This window comes from Glutamicibacter sp. 2E12, assembly GCF_050030965.1.
Lineage (GTDB): Bacteria > Actinomycetota > Actinomycetes > Actinomycetales > Micrococcaceae > Glutamicibacter.
In genome coordinates, this window is the sequence record NZ_CP188297.1 from 1,408,333 (window position 1) to 1,434,809 (window position 26,477).

General features: G+C 61.6%; 28 protein-coding genes and 1 tRNA gene. 13 read left to right on the forward strand and 16 right to left on the reverse strand.

What is annotated here, in order from left to right; all coding sequences use genetic code 11:
* Window positions 1-78: 78 nt before the first annotated feature.
* Window positions 79-151: transfer RNA gene (locus ACP3TE_RS06570), tRNA-Lys, on the reverse strand.
* Window positions 152-311: 160 nt separating this feature from the next.
* Between ACP3TE_RS06570 and ACP3TE_RS06575 the strand changes: the two genes are divergently transcribed.
* Both ACP3TE_RS06575 and ACP3TE_RS06580 read left to right on the forward strand, forming a co-directional pair.
* Window positions 312-977 (forward strand): hypothetical protein, encoded by a 666-nt coding sequence (locus ACP3TE_RS06575; RefSeq protein WP_105658994.1) that lies wholly within the window; start codon window positions 312-314, stop codon window positions 975-977.
* A gap of 63 nt (window positions 978-1,040) precedes the next feature.
* Window positions 1,041-2,252 (forward strand): MFS transporter, encoded by a 1,212-nt coding sequence (locus ACP3TE_RS06580; protein ID WP_400344123.1) that lies wholly within the window; start codon window positions 1,041-1,043, stop codon window positions 2,250-2,252.
* Window positions 2,253-2,311: 59 nt separating this feature from the next.
* Here the strand turns inward: ACP3TE_RS06580 and ACP3TE_RS06585 are convergent, their stop codons facing one another.
* A complete protein-coding gene (locus ACP3TE_RS06585) occupies window positions 2,312-2,557 on the reverse strand; it encodes a hypothetical protein (RefSeq protein WP_181148953.1) in 246 nt (81 codons plus the stop codon).
* Here ACP3TE_RS06585 and ACP3TE_RS06590 point away from each other — a divergent pair.
* Together ACP3TE_RS06590 and ACP3TE_RS06595 are read left to right on the forward strand one after the other, a co-directional pair.
* On the forward strand, window positions 2,544-3,104 hold the full coding sequence (locus ACP3TE_RS06590) for a hypothetical protein (RefSeq protein ID WP_286134712.1): 561 nt from the start codon (window positions 2,544-2,546) through the stop codon (window positions 3,102-3,104). The genes ACP3TE_RS06585 and ACP3TE_RS06590 overlap by 14 nt on opposite strands.
* 5 nt (window positions 3,105-3,109) lie before the next feature.
* Window positions 3,110-4,138 (forward strand): inorganic phosphate transporter, encoded by a 1,029-nt coding sequence (locus tag ACP3TE_RS06595; RefSeq protein ID WP_105658997.1) that lies wholly within the window; start codon window positions 3,110-3,112, stop codon window positions 4,136-4,138.
* Here ACP3TE_RS06595 and ACP3TE_RS06600 read toward each other — a convergent pair.
* The 6 genes from ACP3TE_RS06600 to pstS form a co-directional block, all read right to left on the reverse strand.
* The gene (locus ACP3TE_RS06600) at window positions 4,135-4,332 is read right to left on the reverse strand and encodes a helix-turn-helix transcriptional regulator (protein ID WP_105658998.1); all 198 of its coding nucleotides are present in this window, start codon (window positions 4,330-4,332) and stop codon (window positions 4,135-4,137) included. The two genes, ACP3TE_RS06595 and ACP3TE_RS06600, sit on opposite strands and share 4 nt — an antisense overlap.
* On the reverse strand, window positions 4,332-4,796 hold the full coding sequence (locus ACP3TE_RS06605; RefSeq protein ID WP_105658999.1) for a hypothetical protein: 465 nt from the start codon (window positions 4,794-4,796) through the stop codon (window positions 4,332-4,334). Before ACP3TE_RS06605 ends, ACP3TE_RS06600 begins: the two co-directional genes overlap by 1 nt.
* A gap of 203 nt (window positions 4,797-4,999) precedes the next feature.
* Window positions 5,000-5,779: a phosphate ABC transporter ATP-binding protein PstB gene (gene pstB / locus ACP3TE_RS06610; RefSeq protein ID WP_105659000.1), complete on the reverse strand. Its 780-nt coding sequence runs from the start codon at window positions 5,777-5,779 to the stop codon at window positions 5,000-5,002.
* A gap of 47 nt (window positions 5,780-5,826) precedes the next feature.
* Complete coding sequence (gene pstA / locus ACP3TE_RS06615; RefSeq protein ID WP_105659001.1) at window positions 5,827-6,966, reverse strand: phosphate ABC transporter permease PstA; 1,140 nt, start codon at window positions 6,964-6,966, stop codon at window positions 5,827-5,829.
* Window positions 6,966-7,901 (reverse strand): phosphate ABC transporter permease subunit PstC, encoded by a 936-nt coding sequence (gene pstC, locus ACP3TE_RS06620; RefSeq protein ID WP_105659002.1) that lies wholly within the window; start codon window positions 7,899-7,901, stop codon window positions 6,966-6,968. Before pstC ends, pstA begins: the two co-directional genes overlap by 1 nt.
* A 119-nt stretch (window positions 7,902-8,020) precedes the next feature.
* On the reverse strand, window positions 8,021-9,136 hold the full coding sequence (gene pstS, locus ACP3TE_RS06625; protein ID WP_105659003.1) for a phosphate ABC transporter substrate-binding protein PstS: 1,116 nt from the start codon (window positions 9,134-9,136) through the stop codon (window positions 8,021-8,023).
* A gap of 326 nt (window positions 9,137-9,462) precedes the next feature.
* Here pstS and ACP3TE_RS06630 point away from each other — a divergent pair, with 326 nt between their 5' ends.
* The 3 genes from ACP3TE_RS06630 to disA are packed head-to-tail and all read left to right on the forward strand — an operon-like array spanning window position 9,463 to window position 13,029.
* Complete coding sequence (locus ACP3TE_RS06630; protein ID WP_286134711.1) at window positions 9,463-10,491, forward strand: FUSC family protein; 1,029 nt, start codon at window positions 9,463-9,465, stop codon at window positions 10,489-10,491.
* A 35-nt stretch (window positions 10,492-10,526) separates the two neighbouring features.
* On the forward strand, window positions 10,527-11,921 hold the full coding sequence (gene radA, locus ACP3TE_RS06635; RefSeq protein ID WP_105659005.1) for a DNA repair protein RadA: 1,395 nt from the start codon (window positions 10,527-10,529) through the stop codon (window positions 11,919-11,921).
* Between the two features lie 34 nt (window positions 11,922-11,955).
* Entirely contained in the window at window positions 11,956-13,029 is a 1,074-nt protein-coding gene (gene disA / locus ACP3TE_RS06640) for a DNA integrity scanning diadenylate cyclase DisA (protein WP_426735818.1), read from the forward strand.
* Window positions 13,030-13,035: 6 nt separating this feature from the next.
* Here the strand turns inward: disA and ACP3TE_RS06645 are convergent, their stop codons facing one another.
* Window positions 13,036-13,653 (reverse strand): hypothetical protein, encoded by a 618-nt coding sequence (locus ACP3TE_RS06645; RefSeq protein WP_426735819.1) that lies wholly within the window; start codon window positions 13,651-13,653, stop codon window positions 13,036-13,038.
* A 123-nt stretch (window positions 13,654-13,776) separates the two neighbouring features.
* Between ACP3TE_RS06645 and ACP3TE_RS06650 the strand changes: the two genes are divergently transcribed.
* Both ACP3TE_RS06650 and ACP3TE_RS06655 read left to right on the forward strand, forming a co-directional pair.
* Window positions 13,777-14,685 carry an A/G-specific adenine glycosylase gene (locus ACP3TE_RS06650; RefSeq protein ID WP_105659008.1) on the forward strand — a complete coding sequence of 303 codons (909 nt, stop codon included), beginning with the start codon at window positions 13,777-13,779 and terminating at the stop codon, window positions 14,683-14,685.
* Window positions 14,686-14,749: 64 nt separating this feature from the next.
* On the forward strand, window positions 14,750-15,550 hold the full coding sequence (locus ACP3TE_RS06655; protein WP_105659009.1) for a DUF1206 domain-containing protein: 801 nt from the start codon (window positions 14,750-14,752) through the stop codon (window positions 15,548-15,550).
* Between the two features lie 5 nt (window positions 15,551-15,555).
* Here ACP3TE_RS06655 and ACP3TE_RS06660 read toward each other — a convergent pair whose 3' ends face one another.
* Entirely contained in the window at window positions 15,556-16,065 is a 510-nt protein-coding gene (locus ACP3TE_RS06660; RefSeq protein WP_105659010.1) for an amino-acid N-acetyltransferase, read from the reverse strand.
* 130 nt (window positions 16,066-16,195) lie between these two features.
* Between ACP3TE_RS06660 and ACP3TE_RS06665 the strand changes: the two genes are divergently transcribed.
* Genes ACP3TE_RS06665 through ACP3TE_RS06680 form a run of 4 tightly spaced genes read left to right on the forward strand, consistent with a single transcriptional unit; the run spans window position 16,196 to window position 18,729 of the window.
* Complete coding sequence (locus ACP3TE_RS06665) at window positions 16,196-17,413, forward strand: MFS transporter (protein WP_286134409.1); 1,218 nt, start codon at window positions 16,196-16,198, stop codon at window positions 17,411-17,413.
* Between the two features lie 57 nt (window positions 17,414-17,470).
* Window positions 17,471-17,815: a helix-turn-helix domain-containing protein gene (locus ACP3TE_RS06670; RefSeq protein WP_402741983.1), complete on the forward strand. Its 345-nt coding sequence runs from the start codon at window positions 17,471-17,473 to the stop codon at window positions 17,813-17,815.
* A 48-nt stretch (window positions 17,816-17,863) separates the two neighbouring features.
* Window positions 17,864-18,286: a VOC family protein gene (locus ACP3TE_RS06675; RefSeq protein WP_105659013.1), complete on the forward strand. Its 423-nt coding sequence runs from the start codon at window positions 17,864-17,866 to the stop codon at window positions 18,284-18,286.
* Window positions 18,283-18,729, forward strand: a complete 447-nt coding sequence (locus ACP3TE_RS06680) for an iron chaperone (protein ID WP_105659014.1) — start codon at window positions 18,283-18,285, stop codon at window positions 18,727-18,729. The genes ACP3TE_RS06675 and ACP3TE_RS06680 overlap by 4 nt, the downstream gene beginning before the upstream one ends.
* A 32-nt stretch (window positions 18,730-18,761) precedes the next feature.
* On the opposite strand, the gene ACP3TE_RS06685 is transcribed toward ACP3TE_RS06680, so the two are convergent.
* The 6 genes from ACP3TE_RS06685 to ACP3TE_RS06710 all read right to left on the reverse strand — a co-directional run bounded on the left by ACP3TE_RS06685 (window position 18,762) and on the right by ACP3TE_RS06710 (window position 26,357).
* The gene (locus tag ACP3TE_RS06685) at window positions 18,762-19,229 is read right to left on the reverse strand and encodes a hypothetical protein (RefSeq protein ID WP_105662701.1); all 468 of its coding nucleotides are present in this window, start codon (window positions 19,227-19,229) and stop codon (window positions 18,762-18,764) included.
* A 90-nt stretch (window positions 19,230-19,319) separates the two neighbouring features.
* Window positions 19,320-21,833 (reverse strand): ATP-dependent Clp protease ATP-binding subunit, encoded by a 2,514-nt coding sequence (locus tag ACP3TE_RS06690; RefSeq protein WP_105659016.1) that lies wholly within the window; start codon window positions 21,831-21,833, stop codon window positions 19,320-19,322.
* A 269-nt stretch (window positions 21,834-22,102) separates the two neighbouring features.
* Window positions 22,103-22,423 carry a histone-like nucleoid-structuring protein Lsr2 gene (locus tag ACP3TE_RS06695; protein ID WP_105659017.1) on the reverse strand — a complete coding sequence of 107 codons (321 nt, stop codon included), beginning with the start codon at window positions 22,421-22,423 and terminating at the stop codon, window positions 22,103-22,105.
* Between the two features lie 137 nt (window positions 22,424-22,560).
* Window positions 22,561-22,728: a hypothetical protein gene (locus ACP3TE_RS06700; RefSeq protein ID WP_166650875.1), complete on the reverse strand. Its 168-nt coding sequence runs from the start codon at window positions 22,726-22,728 to the stop codon at window positions 22,561-22,563.
* Window positions 22,729-22,730: 2 nt separating this feature from the next.
* The gene (gene lysS / locus ACP3TE_RS06705; RefSeq protein WP_332488537.1) at window positions 22,731-24,245 is read right to left on the reverse strand and encodes a lysine--tRNA ligase; all 1,515 of its coding nucleotides are present in this window, start codon (window positions 24,243-24,245) and stop codon (window positions 22,731-22,733) included.
* Between the two features lie 138 nt (window positions 24,246-24,383).
* Entirely contained in the window at window positions 24,384-26,357 is a 1,974-nt protein-coding gene (locus tag ACP3TE_RS06710; RefSeq protein ID WP_332488539.1) for a M13 family metallopeptidase, read from the reverse strand.
* Window positions 26,358-26,477 lie beyond the last annotated feature (120 nt).

The following is a 26,477-nucleotide window of genomic DNA, read 5'->3' on the forward strand; positions in this document are numbered from 1 at the left end:
CCGCTGGTTCCATGCCGGACAATAAATCGAAAAACCGGACCCGGCTTGCGTTAGCAAGCCGGGTCCGGTTTCATTTTGTGCGCCCTGCGGGGATCGAACCCGCGACCAATGGATTAAAAGTCCAGTGCTCTACCAGCTGAGCTAAAGGCGCACGGCACAAGGCCAAAATCCATACTACCTGATGGACCGGCATGAGTATTAATCGGCGTATTCCGCAATTCGGCAGCCCGTAATTTCCGCTGGATCTTGGGGTTTGCAAGCTAAATCACTTGTTGGCGCAGAACTCAGGATCAGCGAGTATTCTGGAGCGCATGAGAGGTGCACGTGCAGGATCAAAAGTTGCCCAGGATGCGGGATTCCGCCATCACAAACCACGCCCCTTCGCCCCGGCAGATTTCGAGCCCTACGAGGGAGGCGCTGATCCGGCGCGCGTATCCGAGGCAGCCCATCTGTCCGCCCAGGCTTTCGTGCAGCGCGGCATTGCCAACAACGACCCCGAAGTTTCACGCCGGCTGATTGCGGTGGCCGAAGAAGAAGGGCTGGAGGTGCTCGCGCAGCTGTGGAGCGAGGCTCCGGCCCGCTCCCTGCCAGGTGCCCTGTGGCGCTTGTATGCGGTTCGCGCGGCAACAATGAGCAAGCCCGAGGTGCATTCTGCACGCTTCCAGGCTGGAGCCCATCGTGCCCAGGTCGAACGCATCGTCGCCGGAGTGGCCGAGCCGCCGACCGCCGAGGAGATGAAGAAGATGACCGGGTCGATTCTCTCCGGCGCCTTCGACGGCGACTTCGCCCACGCCTTGGAACGCACCGCCGCCTATTGCCGGGTACTGGCGCTGGGCATGACCGAGCATGCCGATGCCGCGGATTTTTCCAGCAGCGATCGGGGAACCAAGCTGACCCAGCAGGCCAAGGCCCTGATGGGCACCGCCGTGGATCTGGAAGCCTGCGCCCGGCTTTGGCGCCAGGACGCATTGGACTGAAACATGATCCCGCGCCCTTAGGATGGGTTGAGGAAGTTGCCCCTCAATTTTAGGCAGGTGGGTGTGGGCGCCGCATCGAGGACCAACTCTTCAGGGCTCGTACGCTGGTTGCTGATCCTGATCGCAACGGCGTTGCTTTCCCAAACGGCGCTGAACCTCATTCGTCCGGTGACCACCTATAAGCTCATCTCTTTTGGCTCCGGCGAGTTCACCGTCGGCGTGGTGACCGCCGCCTATGCCATCCTCCCGCTGTTCACCGCAATGATGCTGGGCCGGGCCAGTTCGCGGATCCGCAGGATCCGGTTCCTGATGGTTGCCGGCGTGGCCTTGCTGGCCGCGGGCGGCATCGGCATCAATTTCTCCCCGAATGCCTTGACCGTGGCGCTGGCCAGTGCCGTGCTCGGGCTCGGGCATCTGATGTTTACCATTGGCGGGCAATCTTCCATCGCCCGGTTCTTCCCCGACAGCGATCTGGACAAGGGCTTTGGCTGGTTCACGGCCGCCTACGCGGCTGGGCAATTCATCGGGCCGCTGATTGGCGGAGTGGTGCTCGGCTCCGGTACCGATGCCGCCTCCCCTGAGCGCATCGCCGGCATCAGCCTGTCGCTGTGGATTGCGGCCGGGTGCTCACTGCTAGCTGTCCCCTTCTTGCTTCCGAGCTGGCAGCCGAGGATTTCCAAGACGGCGCCGCAAACCCGCCCGGCGAAGTCCGAAGCCTCCATTCCCTCGGTCTTGCGCATCAAGGGCATGGCTTCGCACATGTTCGCCTCGATGACCTTGCTGGCCATGCTGGACATCCTCACGGCCTTCTTGCCGCTGGTGGCGGAGAAACATGGCGTCACACCCGAAGATGTTGGTGTGCTTTTGGCCATTCGAGGTTTCGCTTCGGTAGTTTCCCGGCTGTTCATCCCCAAGCTCTCGGCCCACTTCGAACGCAACCACTTGCTGGTCACCAGTTTGTACATTTCGGGCATAGCCATCGCGCTGGCCCCGATCTTCATCGATTCGCTGTGGGCCTCCGGGGCCGCGTTGCTGGTCGGCGGCTTCTTCCTGGGCCTGGGCCAGCCGATGACCATGACTATGATTTCCACCTCGGTACCGGCGGTGGACCGCGGTGCCGCATTGGCCGTGCGGCTCATGGGAAACCGGGTCGGACAAGTAGCTTTGCCGATCATCTCGAGTACGGTCGCCGCGGGTTTGGGGCCGGCGGGAGCGATCTGGTTCTGCTGCGCGCTGCTCTGCCTGAGCGGAGCGGAGAAGAGCGTGCGCCGCTAGCGTGAGAAAACGCACGAGCGCCGCCCTGCGGTTGACAGCACACCGGTAGGGCGAGAACACTAGGTAACGGTGCCGGGCCGCTGGTAACCCCGGGCTCCAAAATTCTGCCGCTTCGAGCGGCCTTCCGCCGAGAGGCGTTCCCGGTCCGGCACCTTCAAATACCCGGTGTTAACTTCCACGTCGTAAACTGTTCTGCGTTGGTACCAATAGCCGTCGAATCGAATGGTGCGCCGTAAAGTGAAGTTCCAGATCTTTCCCTCCGCCTCGCGCGGCATCGAGTTGCTGTGCGGGTTGACGACGACCATTCGCACCTCCGTTGCCAATGTCGCCGAGATGATCGGCTCACCCGATACCCGTGCGGACCAGCTGCGGGATCTGGCCTCCGCGGAAGCCGAGGCCTCCGATCTGGTGCACGCGGTGCTCACCCACCTGCGAACCAGCTATATCAGCCCGCTTCCCCGCGAAGACATGTACACGCTTTCGCGCTTGCTGCACGAAACCATGGAACAGCTGCGCGGCACCGGCGAACTGATCATGACCGTTGGCTCCACCCCGCTTTCCGAGCGTTCCTCGGAGCAGCTTGAACTCATTTCGCAGCTGGCCGAGCTGGCCTCCGATTCGGTCCAGCGCCTGCATAACCTCGATGACCTGGAAGACAACTGGCTGCAGATGCTGCAGTTCTCCAAGCGCGCGGCCCGAACCCACCTGGTGTGGGTCAATGAGATCGCGAAGTTCGCCAAGCCAGGGACCATCCACCGCCACCAGCGCGTGGCCGACCACCTGATGCTTACCGCCAACACCCTGCGCCAGTTCGCCGACCACCTGGGTCGCGTGCTGGTGAAGGAGTCCTAGGGGAAATGACCATCCTTTCGGTCCTCACCGGATTCGCGATCGTCCTGACCCTGGGCTATGGCGTGCTCAACGGCTTCAGGGATTCCTCTACGGCCGTTGCGGCCTCCGTCCGCACCAGGGCGCTGCGCCCGGCCATTGCGGTCTCTGTGGCGGCGGTATTCGCCTTCCTCGGCACCTTGGCGACCTCGGGGCTGAGCGTGGCGCTGGTGGACAAGCTGAACTTCAATCTCCCCGATGGCGTCGTCGGATTGAAGCTGCTGATCTGCGGCCTGCTGACCGCCGGCGCGTGGGGCCTGTATTGCTGGTGGCGCGGCCTGCCGGTCAGTTCCACCCATGCGCTGTTCTCCGGCTTGGTGGGCGCCAGCGGCGCCTCGGCTTTCATGGGCGACCTGTCGATGTCCGGGGCCTGGGGTCTGCTGCTCGGCTCGGTGCTGCTGCCCATGCTGATCACCCCGGTCATCGCCTACCTGTTGTCCTATGCGCTGGTGATTCCGGCGACCTGGCTGATGCGCCACAACTCCTCGCGTTCGGTCAACAACGGCTCGCGCGCAGGCCAGGCCATCACCGCCTGCGCCGTGGCTCTGGGACTGGGGCTGCAAGATGGCCAGCGCACCGGCGCGATGATCGCACTGGTGCTGATCACCGGTCATGCAATGGACCCGGGGCCCGTGACATGGGCTATCCAGCTGGCCGCGGCCTCGGCACTGGGGCTTGGCGTGCTCCTGGGCGGATGGCGCATCACCTATACGCTCGGCCGCCGGCTGGTGAACTTCGATCCGCTGCGCGGCATGATCGCCCAGGGCGTAGCCGCGGCAATGCTGTTCCTCGGCTCGCTCGTCTTGCACCTGCCGCTGTCCACCACGCAGGCGGTAACCAGCGGCATCGTCGGTGCCGGCAATAACCAGTCTTTCGAATCGGTGGTGTGGCGCAATGTCACCAAGGTGCTGCTGCACTGGGTGCTGACCCCGATTGCCTGCGTTGCCTGCGGCGCGATTCTCACCCTGGCGGTGCACCCGCTGCTGGGCAACGCCTAGTCTTCGCCCGGAATGAAGAGGTCTTCGATCTTGCAGCCGAAGACCGCCGAGAGCTTGAATGCCAGCGGCAGGGACGGGTCGTAGCGGCCTTTTTCAAGCGAGATGACGGTCTGCCGGGAGACGCCCAGCAGGTCGGCCAATGCTTGCTGGGAGAACCCGCGTTCCCTGCGGTATGCACTGAGATTGTTCTCCACTAGCTTTCTGCCCGCTTAATGATGAAATAGCGGATTCCGAAGTCAAGCAACGCCAGCAGCACGACACCAGCCAGAACGAGGCCAAGTGATGCTTGGATCTGAATGAACGAAAACACTGCACCACCGAGGCCGCAAACTAACAGCAAATCCTGGAACACTCCGATGGCAGCTCGGTCATACCACTGGCTCTCCACCGATATCTCGGGGTTCCTTGTGGCACCGCGCAGGGTGTCGCGATCCAGCAGCAACGCCCAGCAAGCTGTAGAAAGCACCGGCAGCAAGCCAGCGGCCATGAGCAACGCTGCCAAGACGAAATGCTCCGGGGCGTTCAGCCGGGCGAAGAGCACACCTGCACCGGCTGAAAGCACTGCCCCTGCGCTGAGGCTGACGGCAATCAGGGCGCCCGACCCGCCACCGAAGCGCGAACGGCCCCATTTGCTCTGGCCAACTGCTTTTGAATCCATCGTTGTCCCCTATCCCTATTGATGTAAACCACACTTTACTGACAAGCGTGCTTTACAGTCAAGGGTGCTTTACATGAATAGTTAAAGTGCAGCGGCGCACCGTAATCGGTGCGCCGCTGGCGGTGATCCCCTCCAGGATCCCCGGAAGACCCCCCTTCCGGTCCGTCTACCGCCGGCTCAAGGAGCGGCGGTATCCGAAATCTTTATCCGAAGCGTCCGGAGACGTAATCCTCGGTGGCCTTCTGCTCCGGGTTGGAGAAGATGGCTGCAGTGTCGTTGTACTCGATGAGCTTGCCCGGCTTGCCGGTGCCCGCAATGTTGAAGAACGCGGTCTTGTCGCTCACGCGTGCAGCCTGCTGCATATTGTGGGTCACGATCACTACGGTGTAGTCGTTCTTCAGCTCGTTGATCAGGTCCTCGATAGCCAGGGTGGAGATCGGGTCCAATGCCGAGCAAGGCTCATCCATCAGGATCACGTCCGGCTTGACCGCAATGGTGCGGGCGATGCACAGGCGCTGCTGCTGGCCGCCGGAGAGTCCCGAGCCCGGCTTGTCCAGGCGATCCTTGACTTCGTTCCACAAGTTGGCGCCGCGTAGCGACTTCTCGACCAGGGCATCGGCATCGGACTTGGAAATCCGCTGGCCGTTCAGCTTCACTCCGGCGAGCACGTTGTCCTTGATGGACATGGTCGGGAACGGATTCGGACGCTGGAAGACCATGCCGATCTGGCTGCGCACGGTGACCGGGTCGACGCCGGCGCCGTACAGGTCATCGCCGTCCAGCAGGACCTGGCCCTCGACGCGGCCGCCCGGGATGACCTCGTGCATGCGGTTCAGGGTGCGCAGGAAGGTGGACTTGCCGCAGCCCGAGGGGCCGATGAAAGCGGTGACGGACTTCGGCTCGATGTTGATCGAGACGCCTTCAACGGCGAGGAACTTGGAGTAGTAGACGTTCAGGTCGTTGACGTCAATGCGTTTTGCCATGATGTAATCCTTGAAAAGTTCGGGTTTGTCCGGACCGGAGCCTTAGCTCAACGGCCCTTCTTTGGGGCGAAGATCGAAGCGACCAGGCGGGCGATGAGGTTCAAAGCCATGACCATGAAGATCAGCAGCAGGGCAGCAGCCCAGGCGCGCTGCACCGACGGGTCGATGTTCGTCGGGCTGGTCGGAGTCAGGATCTGGTAGTAGATGAACGTCGGCAGCGTGGACATCCAGTTTGCGAAGACGTTCATGTTGATCTGGCTTGCGATGCCTGCGGTGACCAGGATTGGCGCGGTCTCGCCGATCACGCGGGCGATGGCCAGGGTGACGCCCGAGGCGATGCCGGAGATCGCGGTCGGGATGACGACCTTCAAGATGGTGCGCCAGCGGCGCACGCCCAGCGCGAAGGAAGCTTCACGCAGTTCGTTGGGAACGATCTTGAGCATTTCCTCGGTGGAGCGGACCACCGTTGGGATCATCAGCACGCTCAACGCGACCGCCGCGACGATGCCCATGCGGGCGTTCGGACCCAGGATCATGCCGAAGAAGGCCGCTGCGAACAGGCCGGCAACGATCGAAGGGATGCCGGTCATCACGTCGACGAAGAAGGTGATCGCCTTGGACAGCGCCTTGCCCTGCCCGTATTCCACCAGGTAGACAGCGGTCAGCATGCCCACCGGAACGGAGATCAAGGTGGCCCACAGGGTGATCAGCAAGGTGCCCATCACCGCGTGGTACGCGCCGCCGACTACCGGGGTGCCATTGGCGACGGATTCATTGTCCACCGCGCCGGTCACGCCGTTCATGGAGCTGAACAGGAAGTGGCTATTCAGGCCCGGCATGCCCTTTTCCAGCACCGTATAGAGCACGGATACCAGCGGGATTACGGCGACGATGAACGCCGCGTAGATCAGGTAGGTCCACATCGCGTTCTTGCCGCGGCGCTTGCCTTCAGCTGCGGTGGTGATCACGGAGGCGGCCACCAGGAAGATGAGCGCCGAGTAGATGGCGAAGGAGGCAACGTTGAAGCCGGTCAGCGTGGACGCTGCCGCGCCGACAATGATGGCGCCTGCGGCGATCGCCCAGATGGCCCACTTCGGCAGCTTGCCCTTGGCCAAGGAGTTGCGCTTGCGCACCGGTGGAGTCGGGGCCCCGGGCCTGTTGCTCTGGTTAGTAGTCATGGTGCTCATCAGTTAGCTCCCGAGAATTCCTTGTGGCGGGCGATGATTCCACGAGCGATCATGTTCACGACCAGGGTGATCAGGAACAGGACCAGGCCGGCGGCGATCAGCTCTGCCAGGCGCAGGCCGAAGGCCTCAGGGAAGTTCAAGGCGATTTCCGCGGCGATAGTCTGGTTGCCGGTCTTGATCAGCGATGGGATCAGGTTGCCGGTGGAGAGCACCAGCGCAACGGCCATGGTCTCGCCCAAGGCGCGGCCCAGACCCAGCATGACGGCGGAAATGATGCCCGGACGGGCGAACGGGATCACCGCGGTGGTGATCATTTCCCAGCGGGTTGCGCCCAGTGCCAGCGCGGCTTCCTCGTGCAGCTTGGGAGTCTGCAAGAAGATCTCGCGGCTCAGCGAGGTGATGATCGGCAGCACCATCACGGCCAGCACGATGCCGGCGGTGAGCATGGTCTTGCCGGTCTGGCTGGCGGGGCCTTCGAAGATGGGGATGAAGCCCAGATTCTTGGCCAGCCATTCGTAGCCTGGAACCAGAGCCGGAGCGAGCACCATGTAGCCCCACGCGCCGTAGATCACCGAGGGGATCGCGGCGAGCAGATCGATCAGGTAGCCCAGCGGGCCTGCGACCTTGCGTGGAGCGAAGTGCGAGATGAACAGCGCCACGCCGATGCCGATCGGGGTGGCGATCAGCAGCGCGATAGCCGCTGCGATCACGGTGCCGATAACAATCGGCCAGATGTAAGCGAAGAATCCTGCGCCGCCGGAAATCTCCGCCGGATCGGCGAAGAACGTCGGCAGGGCTTGGATCAGCAAGAAGACCGCGACCGCGAAGAGCGTGATCAGGATCAGGACACCGGCGCCCAGGGCGGCACCGGAGAAGATCTTGTCACCAGCGCGGCCGGAAGTCGATGACTTGCTTGTCAAAGCATTGGTAGTCATGGCTAGAGCCTTTACGAAACGGGGGTGGTGCAGTTTTCACTGCGGGGGTGGAGGGGTACTGCTGGTGCGGGTGGGTGAGTTCGTCCACCCGCACCTGGTGCCGGTTGCCCGGCGGGGTACTACTCGGCGACGGTGATGCCGTCGATCGACTTCTTTGCCTTCTCGGCAATGGCTGCCGAGATCGGGGCGTTGCCTGCCGAAGCCTGCGCGGTCTTCTGGCCATCTTCGGAGATGACGTAGTTGCCGAAGGCCTTGACCAGATCGGCTGTTGCCTGGTCCTTGTAGCTGCTGCAGAAGATGTGGTACGAAACCAGGACGATTGGGTAGGTGCCCGCTTCGGTGGTGTCGCGCTCCAGGTCCAGAGCCAGGTCGTTCTCGGCTGCGCCTTCAACTGGGGTTGCGGTCTCCAGGGCCTTGGCAGCTGCTTCAGCAGAAATCTTGGTGTATTCCTCGCCGACCTTCACGTTCACGGTGGACAGGCCGCCCACTGCGGAGAAGTCGGCGTAGGTGATTGCGCCGTTGGTGGAGGTGGTGGTCGAAACCACGCCAGAGGTGCCCTTGGCATTCTCCGACTGGATGTCGCTTGGCCAGTCGCCGGAAACATCGTAGCTCCAAACGTCAGCCGCTGCGGCCTTCAGGTACTCGACGAAGTTCTCGGTGGTACCGGACTCATCATTGCGGTGCACCACGGTGATTGCGGTGTCCGGGAGTTCAACGCCTTCGTTCTGCTTGGCGATAGCCTCATCGTTCCACTTGGTGATTTCCTTCTTGAACACCTTGGCGATGGTGGCTGCGTCCATGTTGATCTCTTCAACGCCTTCGAGGTTGAAAGCGATCGCGATCGGCGAAACGTAGGCCGGGATGTTGAATGCGCCTTCTGGGCCGCAAACTTCCTTGGCCTTTTCGGCTTCGTCTTCCTTCAGGTATGCATCCGAGCCGGCGAACTGCGCGCCACCTGCCAGGAATGCTTCGCGGCCTGCGCCGGAGCCATCTGGCGAGTACTGCACGTTGGCTTCCGGGTTGGCGGTCTTGAAGCCGGTGGTCCATGCTTCCATGGCCGAGTTCTGGCTGGATGCGCCGATGCCGGTCAGGGTTCCGGTGACACCGGATGCTGCCGACGCCTCGGCACCTTCAGAACCTGCTGCGGCGGTTGGGTTATCCGAGCCGCAAGCGGTCAGCGCGAGTGCCGCTACGGAAAGAACAGCAGCTGCGCTGCCAAAGCGATTGAGCTTCACGAGATTTACTCCCCATGTTGGTAGATCGATGTAAAACCTTCAGCGGCGTCTTCCCGCTTCATCTACGACGTTAAAGATCGAAAGTAACCAGCTCCCCCGGCAAAGGTGAACATAAGGTTAACAACATACCTGAAGCCAAGTGATCCTGCTCACCAGCGCAATATCCCGGCAGCTTCTGCCACCTGCCGCCGAACACGTGGAAGACTGAAGCCATGGCAACTGGGCGGAAAGTGAAGCGCATGCCAGCGCATCTATTCGGATTCATAGCGCAGCGCAATCGCGCTGGGCTGATACGCTCGCGCAACTCCCTGCCTAGAATCCTGCGCATGACGCTTGGCGCAATCGGAGCCTTTTGGATCGCCGAAAGCATCTGGGGACATTCCCAACCGATTTTCGCAGCCACCAGCGCGCTGGTTTCCCTGGGCTTCGGCGCCTCCACCACCGTGCGCAAAACCGCCGAAGTCGCCCTGGGGTGCACCCTGGGGGTGGCGCTGGGCGATACCCTCATGCACTGGTTCGGGCAGGGGATCTGGCAGGCCGCACTGGTGATGTCGCTGAGTCTGGTCATTGCCCGCTATTTGGATTCCGGTGCCATCTTCTCCACCCAGCTGGGCATGCAATCGGCACTGGTAGTGCTGCTGCCCATCAGCGCGGATGGGCCATTTGCCCGTTCCATCGATGCCCTGACCGGGTCCCTGCTTGCCCTGCTGGTGATTATTTTCTGGCCTACCGACCCGCGGCGCAGCCCGGTGTCCGCGTTATCGGATCTGTTCAAGGAGCTCTCCGAAGCGCTTTTGGAATGCGCCTGGGCCATCCGCGACGATGACCGGCGCGCAGCCTTCCACGCACTGATCAAGGCTCGCGGAACCCAGAAGTACCTGGATATGCTGCCAGCCGCCTTCCGCGCTTCGAAGGAAATCGCAACGATTTCCCCCACCGGGCGTCGCCACCGCCATGAACTGAACCGGCTATCCAAGCGTTTCAACCACTACGACTGGGCCGCCCGCAACTCGCGGGTCTTCGCCCGGCGCCTTGCTTCCGTGCTCAGCAACAGCGCACTGACCCCGGAAGGCGCGCAAACCTTGGCTCCCCTGATGCGCGAGCTATCCGAGGCGGTCAACACCTTGGCGCACTCGGTGCGCGAAACCACGGTGGCTGGCCAACGCAAATACGAGAAGGCCGCCCAGCTGCAGCTCGAAGGCGTCGCCGCCCAACTGGATCCGCGCGCCCTGGGAGTTGAGGGGCTCCAGGGCGAAGGCCTGGTCTTGCTGCTGCGCCCGATGGTGGTGGATCTGCTCGAAGCGGCAGGCCGCGAACACGAAGAAGCCATCGAAGTGCTGCCCAAGCTGTCCTGAACGAAAATGTCCGCATAGCTCGATAGCATTGAGCCATGGCCAAAACCTCCACTCGCAGCAAGTCTTCCGCATCGTTCAAATGCTCTGAATGCGGGTGGACCACGATTAAGTGGGTGGGCCGCTGCGGCGAATGCCAGGCCTGGGGCACTGTCGAAGAAGTGGGTGTCGTCTCCGCCCGTACCGTAGCCGCGGCCAAGGTGGCCCACCCAGCCAAGCCGATCGCGCAGATTGACGGCTCCGAAGCGGCCTTCCGCCCCAGTGGCGTCTCCGAACTTGACCGCGTGCTCGGTGGCGGCCTGGTTCCGGCAGCCGCGATCCTGCTGGCCGGCGAACCTGGCGTGGGCAAGTCCACGCTGCTCTTGGACGTTGCCGCGAAAGCCGCGCAAACCGGCTTGCGCGTGCTCTATCTAACCGGTGAAGAGTCCGCCGCGCAGGTAAAGTCCCGCGCCGAACGCATCAACGCCATCGCCGATACGCTGTTCCTGGCCGCCGAAACCGACCTGGCTCTGGCCTTGGGCCAGATCCAGGAGATCGATCCGCAGCTGCTGATCCTGGACTCGGTGCAGACCTTCTCCTCGGCAGAGGTGGACGGCGCTGCCGGCGGCGTTTCCCAGGTGCGCGAAGTCGCTGCCTCGATCATCAACGCGGCCAAGACCCGAGCCATGTCCACCATCATGGTCGGCCACGTGACCAAGGAAGGTTCGGTCGCCGGCCCACGGCTGCTCGAGCACCTGGTGGACGTGGTCTGCCAGTTCGATGGCGAGAAGCATTCGCGGTTGCGCATCCTGCGCGCGCTGAAGAACCGCTACGGAGCCACCGACGAGGTGGGCTGCTTCGATTTGAATGAAGACGGCATTGAATCGCTGACCGATCCTTCCAAGCTTTTCGTCACCCGAACCCGCACCCCGGTGCCGGGCACCTGCATCACCGTCACGATGGAGGGCCGCCGGCCGCTGGTTGCCGAGGTGCAGACCTTGCTCTCGCGCAGCAATGCCCCTGCTGCCCGCCGGGCCACCAGTGGCTTGGATGCCGCGCGGGCGCAAATGGTTGTGGCGGTGCTGCAGGCCCGCGCGCATATGGATCTGTCGTCCATGGACTCGTATATCGCCACCGTGGGTGGCGTGAAAATTGCCGAACCCGCCTCGGATCTGGCCTGCGCGCTGGCATTGGCTTCTTCGATGAATGAATTCCCGCTGCCGCAGGACTTCGTGGCCTTCGGCGAAGTCGGCTTGGCCGGCGAAGTTCGGCAAGTACCGGAAATCTCACGGCGCATCACCGAGGCGCAGCGTCTGGGCTTCTCTTTCGCGATGGCTCCGGCCACCCCGGAACCGTTGAAGAATATCCCCGAGGGCATCCGCGTATTCCAGGTGGAGAACATCGCGCAGGCGCTGGATATTGCGTTTAACCAGCGACAGAAGCCCGCAGGATAAACTTGATTGTTGCTGCCCGCCGAAAGGACGCAAGTTGAAAGCGCACCCAACCCCCGGATTCCTTGCCGTTCTGGCCCAGATTGCCCCGGGTACCGAGCTCGCCCAGGGTCTTGAACGGATCCAGCGCGGCCGTACTGGCGCTCTCATAGTGCTGGGCCATGACAGGCTCGTGGAGTCGATCAGCTCCGGCGGCTTCAGGATCAACACCGAATACACGCCTACACGCATCCGCGAACTGGCCAAGATGGACGGCGCGATCATTCTGGACGGCACAGGACGCCAGATCCAGCAGGCCGGCGTGCAGCTGATGCCGGATGCGCAGATTGAAACCCAGGAGTCCGGCACCCGCCACCGCACGGCAGAACGCGTAGCCGCGCAAACCGGGTTCCCGACGATTTCGGTTTCGCAGTCCATGCAGACCATCACCCTCTATGCCGACGGCGAGCGCCATGTGCTCGAGCCAGCCGAGCGCCTGCTGGCCCGCGGCAACCAGGCTATTGCTACCTTGGAACGGTACCGCCACCGCCTGGACCAGGTCACCAGCGCCCTGTCAGCTGCGGAAATTGAAGATGTCGCCACCGCGCGGGAAGTGCTCGCTGTCTTGCAGCGCACCGAGATGCTGCGCCGTACCAGCGAAGAAATCTCCCGCTACGTGCTGGAGCTGGGCATCGATGGGCGCCTGCTGGCGGCCCAGCATGCGGAATTGCTCTCCGGCATCCAGGCGGATAACCAGTTGCTCCTGCGGGACTATTCCGACGCTGAAGGCCAGGAGCTGGATATCGAGCGTGCCCTGGAGACGCTGCATGAAGTTTCCGATGCCCAGCTCATTGAGCTTGATGGCCTGACCAAGATCCTGTTCCCGCACTCCACCATTGGCCAAGACGACCAGCTGACCCCGAAGGGCTACCGCCTGCTTTCGCAGATCCGCACGGTGCCCAAGCTGGTCGGGGACCGCCTGGTGGCGTCCTTCGATCACTTGCAGCTGCTCATGGCAGCGTCCACCAGCCAGCTCATGGAAATCGAGGGCGTCGGCGAGCAGCGTGCACGCTCCATCCGGGAAGGGCTGGCCCGCATGGCCGAATCCTCGTTGCTGGATCGCTACATCTAGGCGTTTTCACTCCAAGGTGAAGGTGACCGGCTCCGAAACGAAGTCGCCGATAGCGGCGGTGAACTTGTAGGTTCCCGGACGCGGCTGCACGCTGACCGACTTGCACCCGGGAGCCGAACGCTCGCGGTTCCAGGTGAAGCGCGCGTTCTCCTTCTGCCCCGGCTTGAAGGCCAGGTTCACATCTTCTGCGCCATCCAGGCAATCGATGGTGGAGAAGATGCGGTCCGCGCCGCTGGAAACCAGGAACTCCTGCTGCATGGTTCCGACGTTCAATTCGCATTCGCGCTTGGAAACATTTTCGATGCCCAGCAGCAAGGTCGGCTTCTTGTCCGAGGCGTAGCTTTTCGCATCGGTAGTCGCAGTAATCTCGACCTCGTCGCTCTTGCACTTCTTGGCCGCAGCTTCGTCGTCTTCCGGCTCTGGCGATGGCGAAGGAACCGACTGGGTTTGCTGGGCGCTTGGCTCATTGCCTGCAGTTTTCTTCTCATCAGGGGAGAACAATCCGGCCAGCGCAACGACGCCCCAGACAAGCAGGCCGACGAGCACCAGGGCAAGTACTGCCACGGTGATCCGCCTGCGCCGGTAGACGCTGGCCGATGGTTTCCCCCCTGATGCGTTGCTCATGGCTTAAGGCTAATTCATTTGCCTGCCCGAAGCCGGTAATGGCGTAGGATCCAGGGCAAATCACGTTCTGCAATCCATTCCCGCTGATTCCGGGCGGACGGTGCGCTGGCTTAGAGTGGTGGGGTGCAGCAAATCCACAACACCATCAACACCTGGTACCTAGAGAACGCCCGCGACCTGCCTTGGCGACGCCCCGGAGTGAGCGGCTGGGAAGTCATGGTCAGCGAGTTCATGCTCCAGCAGACTCCGGTAGTTCGTGTCTTGCCGGTTTGGGAAGAATGGATGCGCCGCTGGCCACGGCCGCAGGATCTGGCTGCGGAACCGCTGTCCGAAGCACTGAAAGCGTGGGGACGGCTGGGCTATCCGCGGCGCGCGCAGCGCTTGCATGCCGCCGCCGTGGAGATCACCACCGAGTACAACGGCGAAGTCCCGCGCACCGAAGCCGAGCTCCTGGCCTTGCCGGGCATCGGCTCCTACACCGCGGCCGCCATTGCCTGCTTTGCCTTCGGCGAGCGCACCGTTGTCGTGGACACGAACATTCGCCGCGTGCATGCACGGCTCTTTGGCGGCATGGCATTGCCCGAGCCAAGCCCGCGTGCCAGTGAATTCGCCCGGGCTGCAGAAGTCCAGCCCGAGGATCATCAGGCAGCGAATCTGTGGAATATTTCGGTAATGGAACTCGGTGCCCTGGTGTGCACCGCTCGCAGCCCGAAGTGCGAGCAATGCCCGGTCTTCCAGCAGTGCGCATGGATTGCCCAGGGGCAGCCGGCCCCGCACTACATCCCGAAGGGACAAGCTTGGAAGGGTACGGACCGGCAGGTCCGCGGCGCCATCATGGCGATCCTGCGCGAGCATGAGCAGGCGGTGCCAGAGCAGTCCTTCCTGGCCGAGCTGTCCCATGAATCGCATGCAAGGTATGTGGCGCTTGACCAATTGCAATCACCATTGGAGCAGCGTGAACGGGCACTGGCCGGGCTGCTCAAAGATGGCCTGGCGATCGCCGAAGAAGATGGAATCCGCCTGCCTTCGTAGCATCGGCCCGGAACGAGCCAGAAGCGGCTAGCTTTATGCCCTGATGCCTACCTATGCTTAGCCCATGAACGCTTCAGTTGATCCGGCCGCTGCTGTTCGCCACGTAGCCAAGCACCCATGGTTCGAACGCGCCGCACGCCTGGGATACGTCGCCAACGGCGTACTTCACGCAACCGTGGGAATCCTCGCAGCTTTCGTCGCTGCCGGCGGCAAGGCGGAAGCCGATCAGGGCGGAGCCATGGGCGCCTTGGCAGAGCAGCCTTTCGGCATGGTCTTGCTGTGGATCTGCGCAATCGGCGCACTATTGCTGGGCCTATGGTCCTTGGCGCAGGCCTTCTTGCCCGAAAACGAGCTGAAGGGCAGGCTCAAGTCCGCGGCCATCTCGGTGTCCTTCTTGGCTGTCGGCTTCACCTTTGGGCGGTTTGCGGTGGGAATTCCCAGTGATTCGGGAAAGACTGCCACCAGCTTCAGCGGAGAAATGATGAAGACCGGACTTGGCCGGGGGTTGCTGATCGCCTTGGGCCTGGGGCTGCTGGCCATGGCCGGCTACTACATCTACAAGGGTGCCACCCGGAAGTTCTTGAAGGATCTCTCCGGTTCCGGAAATACCGAGGTATCGCGCGCGATCAAGTACTCGGGCATGCTGGGCTATCCTGCCAAAGGCGTAGTCCTCGGTGCCGTGGGCCTGCTCTTCATCGTGGCCACGGTACAGCGCGACCCGGAAGAGGCCAGCGGCATCGATGGCGCGCTGAAGGCCATCCAGGATCAGCCGTTTGGGCCGGTTGCCCTGGTTGCTATCGGTGCGGGCCTGGTTTGCTACGCGCTGTACCTGGTATTCCGTGCGCGCTACGACCGGATGGACTAGAAGTATCAGTCCAGCGTAATGATCATCCGGGTGTTGCCCAAGGTATTCGGCTTCACGCGGGCGAGGTCCAGGAATTCAGCAACGCCTTCATCCCGGGAGAGCAGGATCTCCTGGTATACCGCTGGATCCACGGCGCTCTGGTCAGCCATCACCTTGAAGCCTTGGCGTATGAAGAAATCCACTTCGAAGGTCAGGCAGAAGACGCGGCCAACCCCGACTTCCCGGGCACGTTCCAAGAGTTCGGAGAGCAGGACATGGCCTACGCCCTTGCCACGCAGCTCGCCCGAGGTCGCCAAGGTACGGATTTCGGCGATGTCTTCCCAGATGACGTGCAAACCGCCGCAGCCGACAACATTGCCGTCCGCGTCCTCGGCGACCAGGAATTCCTGGATGGACTCGTAGTAGGTGACCGCTTCCTTATCCAGCAGGATCCGTTCCTCGGCCAACGGGCGCACAAGATTGCGGATAGCGTTGACATCACTGGTTCTGGCTGAGCGGACGGTAAAAGAGTTCACGTTCTAAATCCTATGCCCCACCGTTTGCAGAATCGAAGCAGATGCCGGATATGTCATTGAAGGAACATCCCGCAACACGGTGTGCCAAGATAAACTTGAACATTGAAGTCGCACTGGAGCAAGGATGAGGATGCCAGCTAGAACAGCACGCCCCGGATTCGGGTTGCTTGCCATCCTCCTATCCGCCGTCGGCATCGCTCCCCTGCTTAATTACGGGTTGAACGCCACCAGCGACCTGGTCATCAGGGATTTGGGAATCACCGAATCCCAGTTCGGCCTGTTGGCGACAGTGTGCTTCGGCTGCGCCGCACTGGGTAACGCCGTCTTCGGGAAGTTCTCCGACAGGCAACCGGATACCAGGCTGGTCCTGCTGATCTTCGGCACGACGGCGGTCGCGCTGGGCTTGGCAGCCATTCCCGCAGGCTACGTCTTGCTCCTGGCGGCTTCCGGTTTGGCCGGCTTCGCCCAGTCATTCCCCAACGGGGTCACCAACCGCATTCTGGCCCAGCGCGTCCCTAGTGCCCAGCGCATCACGTGGACCGGCATCAAGCAGTCTGGCGTGCAGGTTTCACAGCTCGTAGGCAGCGTGGGGTTCCCGCTGCTGGCTGCATTCATTGGCTGGAACGGAGCATCGCTGGCCGGCGCCGTGCTCGCCGCGGTCCTCGCGGTGATCGCTGTACGGGTTATCCGCGCAACCCCCATGCTCGCCGCGCCTGCCCCGCAGAAGGCGGCAACGGGCGCGAGCCAGCCGGTGGCTGCGGCCACCCCCTCCACGAAGTTCGTCATTTTTGCGCTGGCCCTATTCGGTTTCATCAACGGTGTCGGCGTACAGGCGACCAACGTCTACCTGGCGCTCTTTGCGGTCCGCGAGCTGGACTTCTCCTTGGTCGCTGGCGGCCTGACCGCCGCGGTCGCTGGCGTCATTGGCGTTTCCGCCCGCGTCGGATGGGGGCAGATGATGTCACGCGGCGTATCAGCTCCTAAGCTCTTGCTGCTGCTGGCGTCGCTGGCCACGGCGGGCGGTGCCAGCTTCCTGATGGCCCAGCAGCTGCACTCGGTGGCCTTGCTCTGGCTAGCGGTCTGCCTGCACGGCGCCTCGGCCCTGGGAGTTTCGGTAGTGCTGATGGCGGGCTTGCTGCGGGTGATCCCCGCAAGCCGCCTGGGAAGTGCCAGCGGAATCGTCTCGGCGGGCCAGTTTGGCGGTTTCACCGTGGGGCCCTTGGCCATGGGCCTGCTGGTCGGCTCGGCCGGTGGCTTCACCGCGGGCTGGATCACCGTCACCGGGATCTACCTGTGCTCAACGGTGCTGGGTGCATTCCTTGTCCTGCGAGCCAGGAACCGGGGCTAGCCGGTGGATGCCGAAGCGCTGAAAACCCTGGCGCACCTGCGCCGGGCCAGGGACCTGATGGACCGGCACTATGCGGAACCATTGGATGTGCCTGCGTTGGCCCAGCGTGCTTCCATGTCTCCTGCTCATTTTTCCAGGGAGTTCAAGCGGGCCTATGGCGAGACCCCGCATGCCTATTTGCTCACCCGCCGTATCGAGCGCGCCATGCATCTGCTGCGCGCATCGGTCTCGGTAACAGATGCTTGCATGCAAGTGGGATGGACTTCTCTGGGTTCCTTCAGCACGCGCTTCACCGAAGTGGTCGGCGAAACTCCCTCGTCATACCGGGAACGGGACCATTCAGCCACCGAGCCGATCCCTGCCTGCATCGCCAAGATCCTTTTGCGTCCCGAGAGATTCTGAGCAGTTTTGAAGAAGCGCTATCTGGTCGGCGCTCCCTAGGCTGGAGCCATGGCAAGCATTTCAATCAATCATGTCCCTTTGACCGTGCTCGATGTGGATGAGGCGCTCGCGTTCTACCGCGATGCGCTGGGCTTCACGGTCCTCTCCGATGTCGCCAACGGCGGCTTCCGCTGGGTGTCCCTTGGCGGCTCCGACGGCGCCGGCACCAGCCTGGTGCTTTCGGCTCCGGGCGCTGGCCGGTCAGCTGCCGATGCGCAGGCCTTGGCCGAGCTGGTAGCCAAGGGCGCGATCGGGCCGCTGGTGCTGTCCACCAATGATCTGGACAAGGTCTTTGAAACTTTGAGCGCGTCGGGCGCTGAAGTCCTGCAGGAGCCAATGGACCAACCGTGGGGTCCGCGCGATTGCGCCTTCCGCGATCCTTCGGGAAATATGGTCCGTATCAACCAAGCAGTTCAGGGAGAAGAAGCATGAGCAGTTCAGAACAAGAAGGCTTTTCAGCCGCCGAGAAGGCCGCGATGAAAGAGCGGGCCGCTGAGGTGCGCACTTCGAAGAAGCGCATGACCAAAGCCGAGAAGGCGGAACAGGCCCGCAAGGAAGTGGAAGAGAAGATTGCTTCCTTCGAGGGCAACGACAAGGTGCTTGCGCAGAAGCTGCACCGGATCATCACCGAGACGGCTCCGGAATTGGAGCCGAAAACCTGGTATGGCATGCCCGCTTACGCTTTGGACGGCAAGATCTTGTGCTTCATGCAGGATGCCAAGAAGTTCGGTACCCGCTACCTGACTTTCGGCTTCAACGATGTTGCGCAGCTGGATGAGGGCACCCTATGGCCCACCTCGTTCGCCATTACCGCGCTTGATGGGCAGCTCGAAGAAATGCTTGCCGAGTTGGTAGCCAAGGCGGTGGCCCGCTAAGCCCAGCACGCCCGGAGGGAATCGATTGCTCTTCAGGCGTCGAGGCTTTCTTGCTCCGCCTGGGGCAATGCCTTTGCCAGCAGCGAGGCGGAAAGCGCGAAGACCCCGATCAGCCCAAGCAGTCCCATGCCAATAGGCAGGGTGCCTTGCTGCGCGGCGTCTTCTCCCATGGCAGCGAGAAGCATGGCAGCGCCCAGTCCGAGGATTCCGAAGCCAGCGGCCAGGAAGCAGACCACAATCGATTTCGGTCCCGGGTTCCAGTGCCCCAATGAGGTGAAGTCGCGGTAGGCAATGATGCCGATGGCAATACTGAGCGTGCCCGCGGCACCAATCACCAGCACCACCAGCCACGTTGGGCCGTATCCGGCTCCGTCGGTGCCGGCATGGCGCACCAATTGTCCAGGAAGCTGGGGACGGAGGAGAAGGTACAAGGCTGAATAGGCCATGACTGCGAGGCAGGAAGCGGCAATCAGCTGTTGCCCTTTGCTTCGCTTCTTCATGTGTTGAGCCTACGACATGGCCGGATTAAAGCCAATAGCCGTGGAACTGAACGTTGTCAGTTCCACGGCTATGGGTTATGCCTCTGCGGCCTAGCTTTCCAGTGCTGCCGGTGCCGGCTCGCCTTCCAGCTGGCCGGTGCCGCCTTCAGCGTGGAAGACGAACTTGCGGCTCTCGCCTTCGCCCTCGACGTCGACGGTGACCTTCTGGCCCGCAACGATCTGGCTGAAGAGGATGCGCTCGGAGAGCTGGTCCTCGATATCGCGCTGGATGGTGCGGCGCAGCGGGCGGGCACCCATTGCTGGATCGTAACCGCGCTGGGCCAGCAGGCTGCGGGCAGCCTGGGTCAGCTCGATGGTGATCTCGCGTTCTTCCAGGCGCTTGGCCAGGCGTGCGATGAACAGGTCGACGATTTCTTCGATCTCGTCCTGGTTCAGCTGCGGGAAGACCACGGTGTCATCAACACGGTTCAGGAATTCAGGGCGGAAATGCTGACGCAGTTCTTCCTGGACCTTGGCCTGCATGCGCTCGTAACCGGTCTTGGTATCCGCGGCCGACTGGAAGCCGGTCATCACACCCTTGGAGATGTCGCGGGTACCGAGGTTGGTGGTCATGATGATGATGGTGTTCTTGAAGTCCACCACACGGCCCTGGGAGTCGGTCAAGCGGCCGTCTTCCAGGATCTGCAGCAATGAGTTGAACAAGTCGGCATGCGCCTTCTCGACCTCGTCGAAGAGCACTACGGAGAACGGACGGCGGCGGACCTTCTCGGTCAGCTGCCCGCCCTCTTCGTAGCCGACGTAGCCCGGAGGAGCACCGAAGAGCCGGGAAACGGTGTGCTTCTCCGAGTATTCGGACATGTCCAGGGTGATTAGCGCGTCTTCTTCACCGAAGAGGAACTCTGCCAGCGCCTTGGCCAGCTCGGTCTTGCCTACACCGGTTGGGCCGGCGAAGATGAACGAACCACCTGGGCGGTTCGGATCCTTCAGGCCTGCACGGGTACGGCGGATCGCCTGGGAGATGGCCTTGATCGCCGAGTCCTGGCCGATGACGCGCTTGTGCAGCTCGTCTTCCATATTCAGCAGGCGCGTGGACTCTTCCTCGGTCAGCTTCACAACCGGGATGCCGGTGGAGTTGGCAAGTACCTCGGCAATAAGGTCCTCGGTCACCTCGGAGACTTCGTCCATGTCGCCATTGCGCCAGGACTTCTCCTTCTCGTTGCGGGCCTCAATCAGCTTGGATTCCTTATCGCGCAGCGAGGCCGCCCCTTCGAAGTCCTGCGCGTCAATCGCAGCTTCCTTCTCCAGGCGCACGGTGGCGATTTCCTCGTCCATTTCCTTCAAGGCCGGAGGAGCGGTCATGCGCTGGATGCGCAGGCGTGCGCCCGCCTCGTCGATCAGGTCCACGGCCTTGTCCGGCAGGAAGCGATCGGAGATGTAGCGGTGCGCCAGCGTGGCAGCGGCCTGCAGTGCACCATCGGTGATGGTCACGCGGTGGTGCGCCTCGTAGCGGTCGCGCAGGCCACGCAGGATCTGCGTGGTCAGCTCCACCGAAGGCTCCTTGACCTGGATCGGCTGGAAGCGGCGCTCAAGCGCTGCATCCTTCTCGATATTCTTGCGGTACTCATCCAAGGTGGTGGCACCGATGGTCTGCAGTTCGCCACGAGCCAGCATCGGCTTGAGGATCGACGCGGCATCGATGGCGCCCTCGGCGGCACCAGCACCAACGAGGGTGTGGATCTCGTCGATGAACAGGATGATATCGCCACGGGTGCGGATTTCCTTGAGGACCTTCTTCAGGCGTTCCTCGAAGTCACCGCGGTAGCGGGAGCCGGCCACCAGGGAACCGAGGTCCAGGGTGTACAGCTGCTTGTCCTTGATGGTCTCGGGCACATCGCCGCGCACGATCGACTGGGCCAGGCCCTCGACGACTGCGGTCTTGCCGACACCAGGCTCGCCGATCAGCACCGGGTTGTTCTTGGTACGGCGCGAGAGGACCTGCATGACGCGTTCCATCTCGTGCTCGCGGCCAATCACTGGATCGAGCTTGCCCTCGCGGGCAGCTGCGGTGAGGTTGCGGCCGAACTGGTCGAGCACCGCCGAGCCTGCCGGGGTGCCTTCCTGCTGTCCGCCCGAGCTGACGCCAGCGGAGGCAGTTTCCTTGCCGCCCTGGTAGCCCGAGAGCAGCTGGATGACCTGCTGGCGCACGCGACCGAGGTCAGCGCCCAGCTTCACCAGTACCTGGGCTGCGACGCCCTCGCCCTCGCGGATCAGGCCGAGCAGGATGTGCTCGGTACCAATGTAGTTATGCCCCAGCTGCAGCGCTTCGCGCAGCGAGAGCTCCAAAACCTTCTTGGCGCGAGGAGTGAACGGGATATGACCGGAAGGCGCCTGCTGGCCCTTGCCGATAATCTCCTGAACCTGCTCACGAACGGCACCCAGCGAAATATTCAGCGACTCAAGCGCCTTTGCGGCGACACCGTCGCCTTCGTGGATTAGACCGAGCAACAGGTGCTCGGTGCCGATGTAGTTGTGGTTGAGCATGCGCGCCTCTTCTTGGGCGAGCACGACAACTCGACGGGCACGGTCGGTAAATCTCTCAAACATCTTCGGCACACTCCTTGCTTACCAATAATTCGATGCTACGCACCAAGCGCCGGCAATGCGCCCTTGTTCGCCACAGGGATAACCGAAGCGGTCCCCTGGTACCGGAAATCCGTAATTGAGGTGCAATTAATTTCCAGATTTACTTGGCTCGCCAATATTGCGATGTTCAATGAAAGTATTGGATGAATTACGAACGTCGTTATAAGAATAAGAGCCGGCACGCATTGCGTGCCGGCTCTTATATTGAGACTTGTTGAAAACCTCGCAAATTACTTCGCGCGGTTTCGTCCGCCCTTGCGCATTGCAGCATTGTAGGCATCTACAACTTCTGCATTAAGGCGTCCGCGTGCGTTGACCTTGATGTTGTTTTCCTTCGCCCATGCGCGGATTGCTGGAGCTTCGCTCGCTGCAGTCTGCTTCGACGAGCGCGCCGCATCGATGTACGGCTCGATGGCTGCATGGAACTGAGCAGCATGCTCGTCGTTCAGGTCGATTTCAAAATGCTGACCAGCGACGCTGAATGCAATAGATTCAGTCGCCTCGCTACCATCAATATCGTCGATCAGGGCAATTTGAACCTGACGTGCCATTTAGGAATTCCTCCGAGCTTGAATGTACTGGACCAACTGACATTCGATCATCAGCCCATTTCAAACAACAAGCATATACAAATAGCCGCACTAAACTCTAATTATCATCAGAATTCACAAGGTTCTTTCAGGAAAGACTAATTCTCGTTTACTGGATTATTAGAATCCGAGCGATTTTGAATTAGCGCATCAGCTTCAGCTTCAGCTTGGCGTTCTTTTCGATCCGCGTTTGTAATTGCTTTCATCACGTACCAGAAAAGCAGCGCCAGGCCGATTGTCGGGACGATCGCCTCAATATATGGCATTCCTATGCCTCCGGCTTTAGGAGTGGGAACAGAATAGTTTCACGAATACCGACGTTGGTGAAAAGCATAACCAGACGATCGATACCCAAACCGATACCGCCCATCGGCGGTGCACCGTATTCCAATGCACGAAGGAAGTCTTCGTCAAGCTGCATTGCTTCCGGATCGCCGCCAGCAGCCATCAGGGACTGCTCGGTCAGGCGCTCGCGCTGGATCACCGGGTCAATCAGCTCGGAGAACGCGGTACCGCGCTCCATGCCGCCGATGATCAGGTCCCAGGCCTCGATGACTCCCGGCTTCGAGCGATGCGGGCGTGCCAGCGGCTGTGCCAGTGGCGGGTAGTCGCACACGAAGGTCGGATCGATCAAGGTCGGCTCGACGATTTCGCCGAACAGCTCGATGACCAGCTTCTGGGCGCCCCAGGCTGGATCGATCTTCACTTCGTGCTTCGCAGCGACTTCGCGCAGCACCGAAGCTTCGGTTTCCGGGGTGATCTCCACGCCGACAGCTTCGGACAGGCCAGGGTAGACGCTGACCCAGCGCCATTCGCCGTCCAGGTTAGCGGTGCCCTTGGGGGTCTCGATGGTGCGGCCGGCACCAATGGCATCAGCGGCATTGAGAATGATTTCCTTGATGCGATCGGCCATGACGTACTGGTCGGCGTAGGCTTCGTAGGATTCCAAGGTGGTGAATTCCGGCGAGTGGGTCGAGTCGACACCCTCGTTGCGGAAGATGCGCCCCACTTCGAAGACACGGTCAACACCGCCAACGACGCACCGCTTGAGGTACAGCTCGGTTGCGATGCGCAGGGTCATTTCCTGGTCAAAGGCGTTCAGGTGCGTCTTGAATGGACGGGCCGAAGCGCCACCGTGAACCAGCTGCAGCATCGGGGTCTCAACCTCGACATAGCCACGGTTCTCCAGGGTGTTGCGTACGGCGCGGACGATCGCGGCGCGCTTGTAGACCATTTCGCGGGCCTCGTTGCGCACGATCAAATCGGCGTAGCGCTGGCGCACGCGGGTCTCTTCATTCAGATCGGCGTGCAGCACCGGCAGTGGGCGCAGGGCCTTGGAAGCCATTTCCCAAGCGTCTGCCATGATGGACAGCTCGCCGCGGCGCGAGGAGATGACCTTGCCGGTCACGAACACATGGTCGCCCAGATCGACGAGCGACTTCCACTGGGCCAGGCGCTCTTCGCCAACGTTGGCAAGCGAGAGCATGACCTGCAGGCGAACCCCTTCGCCCTTCTGGCCGCCTTCCTGCAAGGTGGCGAAGCACAGCTTGCCGGTGTTGCGCATGAAAACGATGCGGCCGACGATGCCGACGACGTCTTCGGTCTCTTCACCAGCTTCGAGGTGCTCGTACTTGTCGCGGATTTCCTGCAACGAGTGGGTGCGAGCTATGCCTACCGGGTAGGCTTCCTCGCCCTTGGCCAGCAGCTGGTTGCGCTTATCGGTGCGCACCTGTCGCTGGTCGTTTGGATCTGGGGCCTGTGCGGAATTATTTTCGGAAGTCACAATAGACCATTCTACGTGTCATGGCGTGCAGTTGAAGCCCTTCATGATCAGCCTTACACAGTGATGTTGGCCCGCAACGCAGGATAGGGCAGGGGCAAAGCTGGCTTTGCCCCTGCCCTATCCATTCAGTTATGCGGTTTACCAGATTTCTACGCGGTCAGCTGGATCCAGCCACATGCCATCGCCGGGCTTGGTGCCGAAGGCCTCGTGGAAGGATGCCAGGTTCTTCGGAACCTGGTTGCAGCGGAACTCCCCGGGTGCATGCGGGTCGGTGGTCACGCGTACCACCGCGGTCTCCGGACGAATCAGCGTGCGCCAGCATTCGGCCCAGGAGTAGAAGAAGCGCTGGTCTCCGGTGATGCCGTCGATCACTTCATCTTCCTGTATGCCAAGGGCGGCCAACTCGAGCTTGTAGGCCTTGTAGGCAATGCCCAGGCCACCGAGGTCGCCGATGTTCTCGCCCAAGGTCAGTGCACCGTTGACGTTGTGTTCCGGGGCTTCTGAAGGGGACAGCGCGTTGTACTGGTCCACCAGCTTGGCGGTCAGCTTCTCGAAGGAAGCCCGGTCCTCATCGGTCCACCAATTGGTCAACTGGCCAGTGCCATCGAACTGCGAGCCCTGGTCATCGAAGCCGTGGCCGATTTCGTGGCCGATGACCGCGCCGATGCCGCCGAAATTCGAGGCGATGTCGCGGTTCACGTCGAAGAATGGCGGGCGCAGGATTGCCGCTGGGAACGCGATTTCGTTCAGCAGCGGGTGGTAGTAGGCGTTCACCGTCTGGGGGAACATGAACCACAGTTCGCGATCCACCCCGTCATCGATCTTCTTCAATTCACGAGCGAACTCGAATTCGTTCGCCGAGGCAATATTCGCGATGACGTCCAGTTCATCAGCCTGGATGGCAGAGTAGTCGATCCATTGGTTCGGGTAGCCGATCTTCGGACGGAACTTGGAAAGCTTATCCAGTGCCTTTTCGATGGTCTCCGGGCCCATCCAGGACAGTTCGCTGATCGAGATGCGGTAAGCCTCGATGAGCCGTTGAACCAGCGCGTCCATGGCGTCCTTGGCCTCTGCAGGGAAGTGCTCAGCCACGTACAGCTGGCCGATGTCTTCGCCTACAGCACCTTCGGTGAATGCGACACCTCGCTTCCAGCGTTCCTTGAGCTGTTCCACGCCACCGAGCTTGGCCGAGTAGAAGGAGAAATTCTCATTGACGAATGCGCTGGACAAGTAGGGAGCGAACGAGCGCAGCACCTGGACCCGCAACCAGTTCTTCCAGGCATCCAGCGGCTGGGAGCCGAATAGCTCAGACAATCCCTGAAGGTAGCTTGGCTGCCAGACGACAACTTCGCTGTAGTACTTCGGCTCAATGCCGGCGCCTGCCAGCCAGGTCCTCACACCCGGGAAAAGCGCGGAAAGCTCCTCATCGGACATCAGGTTGTAGCGTGCCTGAGCATCGCGGACCTTGACCCGGTCCCAGTGATGCGAGGCCATGGCCTTCTCGAGCGCTACGACATGTGCGGCCGCGGCTTCGGCATCAGCAATACCGCCAAGGGCCAGCAGGCGGCCAAGGTGGTCCTGGTAGTCGGATACGGTTTCAGCGAACTGCTCTTCGCGATAGTAGGACTCATCAGGCAGGCCCAGGCCGCCTTGCAGGAAGGTCAGCAGGTTCCGGTCCGGATTGCCGGCGTCGTTCATCGCGCCGATATCCATGAAGCCGCTGATGCCTTTGCGCTGGAAGAAACCGCATACTTCGAGCAGCTGTTCGGTGTTCTGGATATCCGAAATAGTATTCAGGAAGACAGCAACCGGATCTGCACCGCGTTCTTCGATAACGGCTTCATTCATGAATGAGCTGTAGAGACGGGCAATGCGCTGGGTGGCGGCGTCAGTTTCTGCACCGGAATCAACCTTCTGCACTGCTTCATTAATGATTCCGTGGACCGCAGCCTCAGCCTGGTCGCGGAGTTCCATGAAGGAACCGTAAATTCCTTGATCTCCTGGAATTGTTGCTGTCTCGAACCACTTGCCATTGCTATGGCGGTAGAGATCGTCCTGGGGACGAATTGAATCGTCGCGGTATGTCAGTGGACTCGTAGTCTCGGTGGTCAAGGAAAGCCCCTCGTGTAGAAGATCTTGTTATTTCTACTACACACCCTATCTACTTCCATGAAGATAGGAAGGGTGAGGACCGCCGATGCGCGTACGGCTTAAATAGTCTGGTTAAACAGG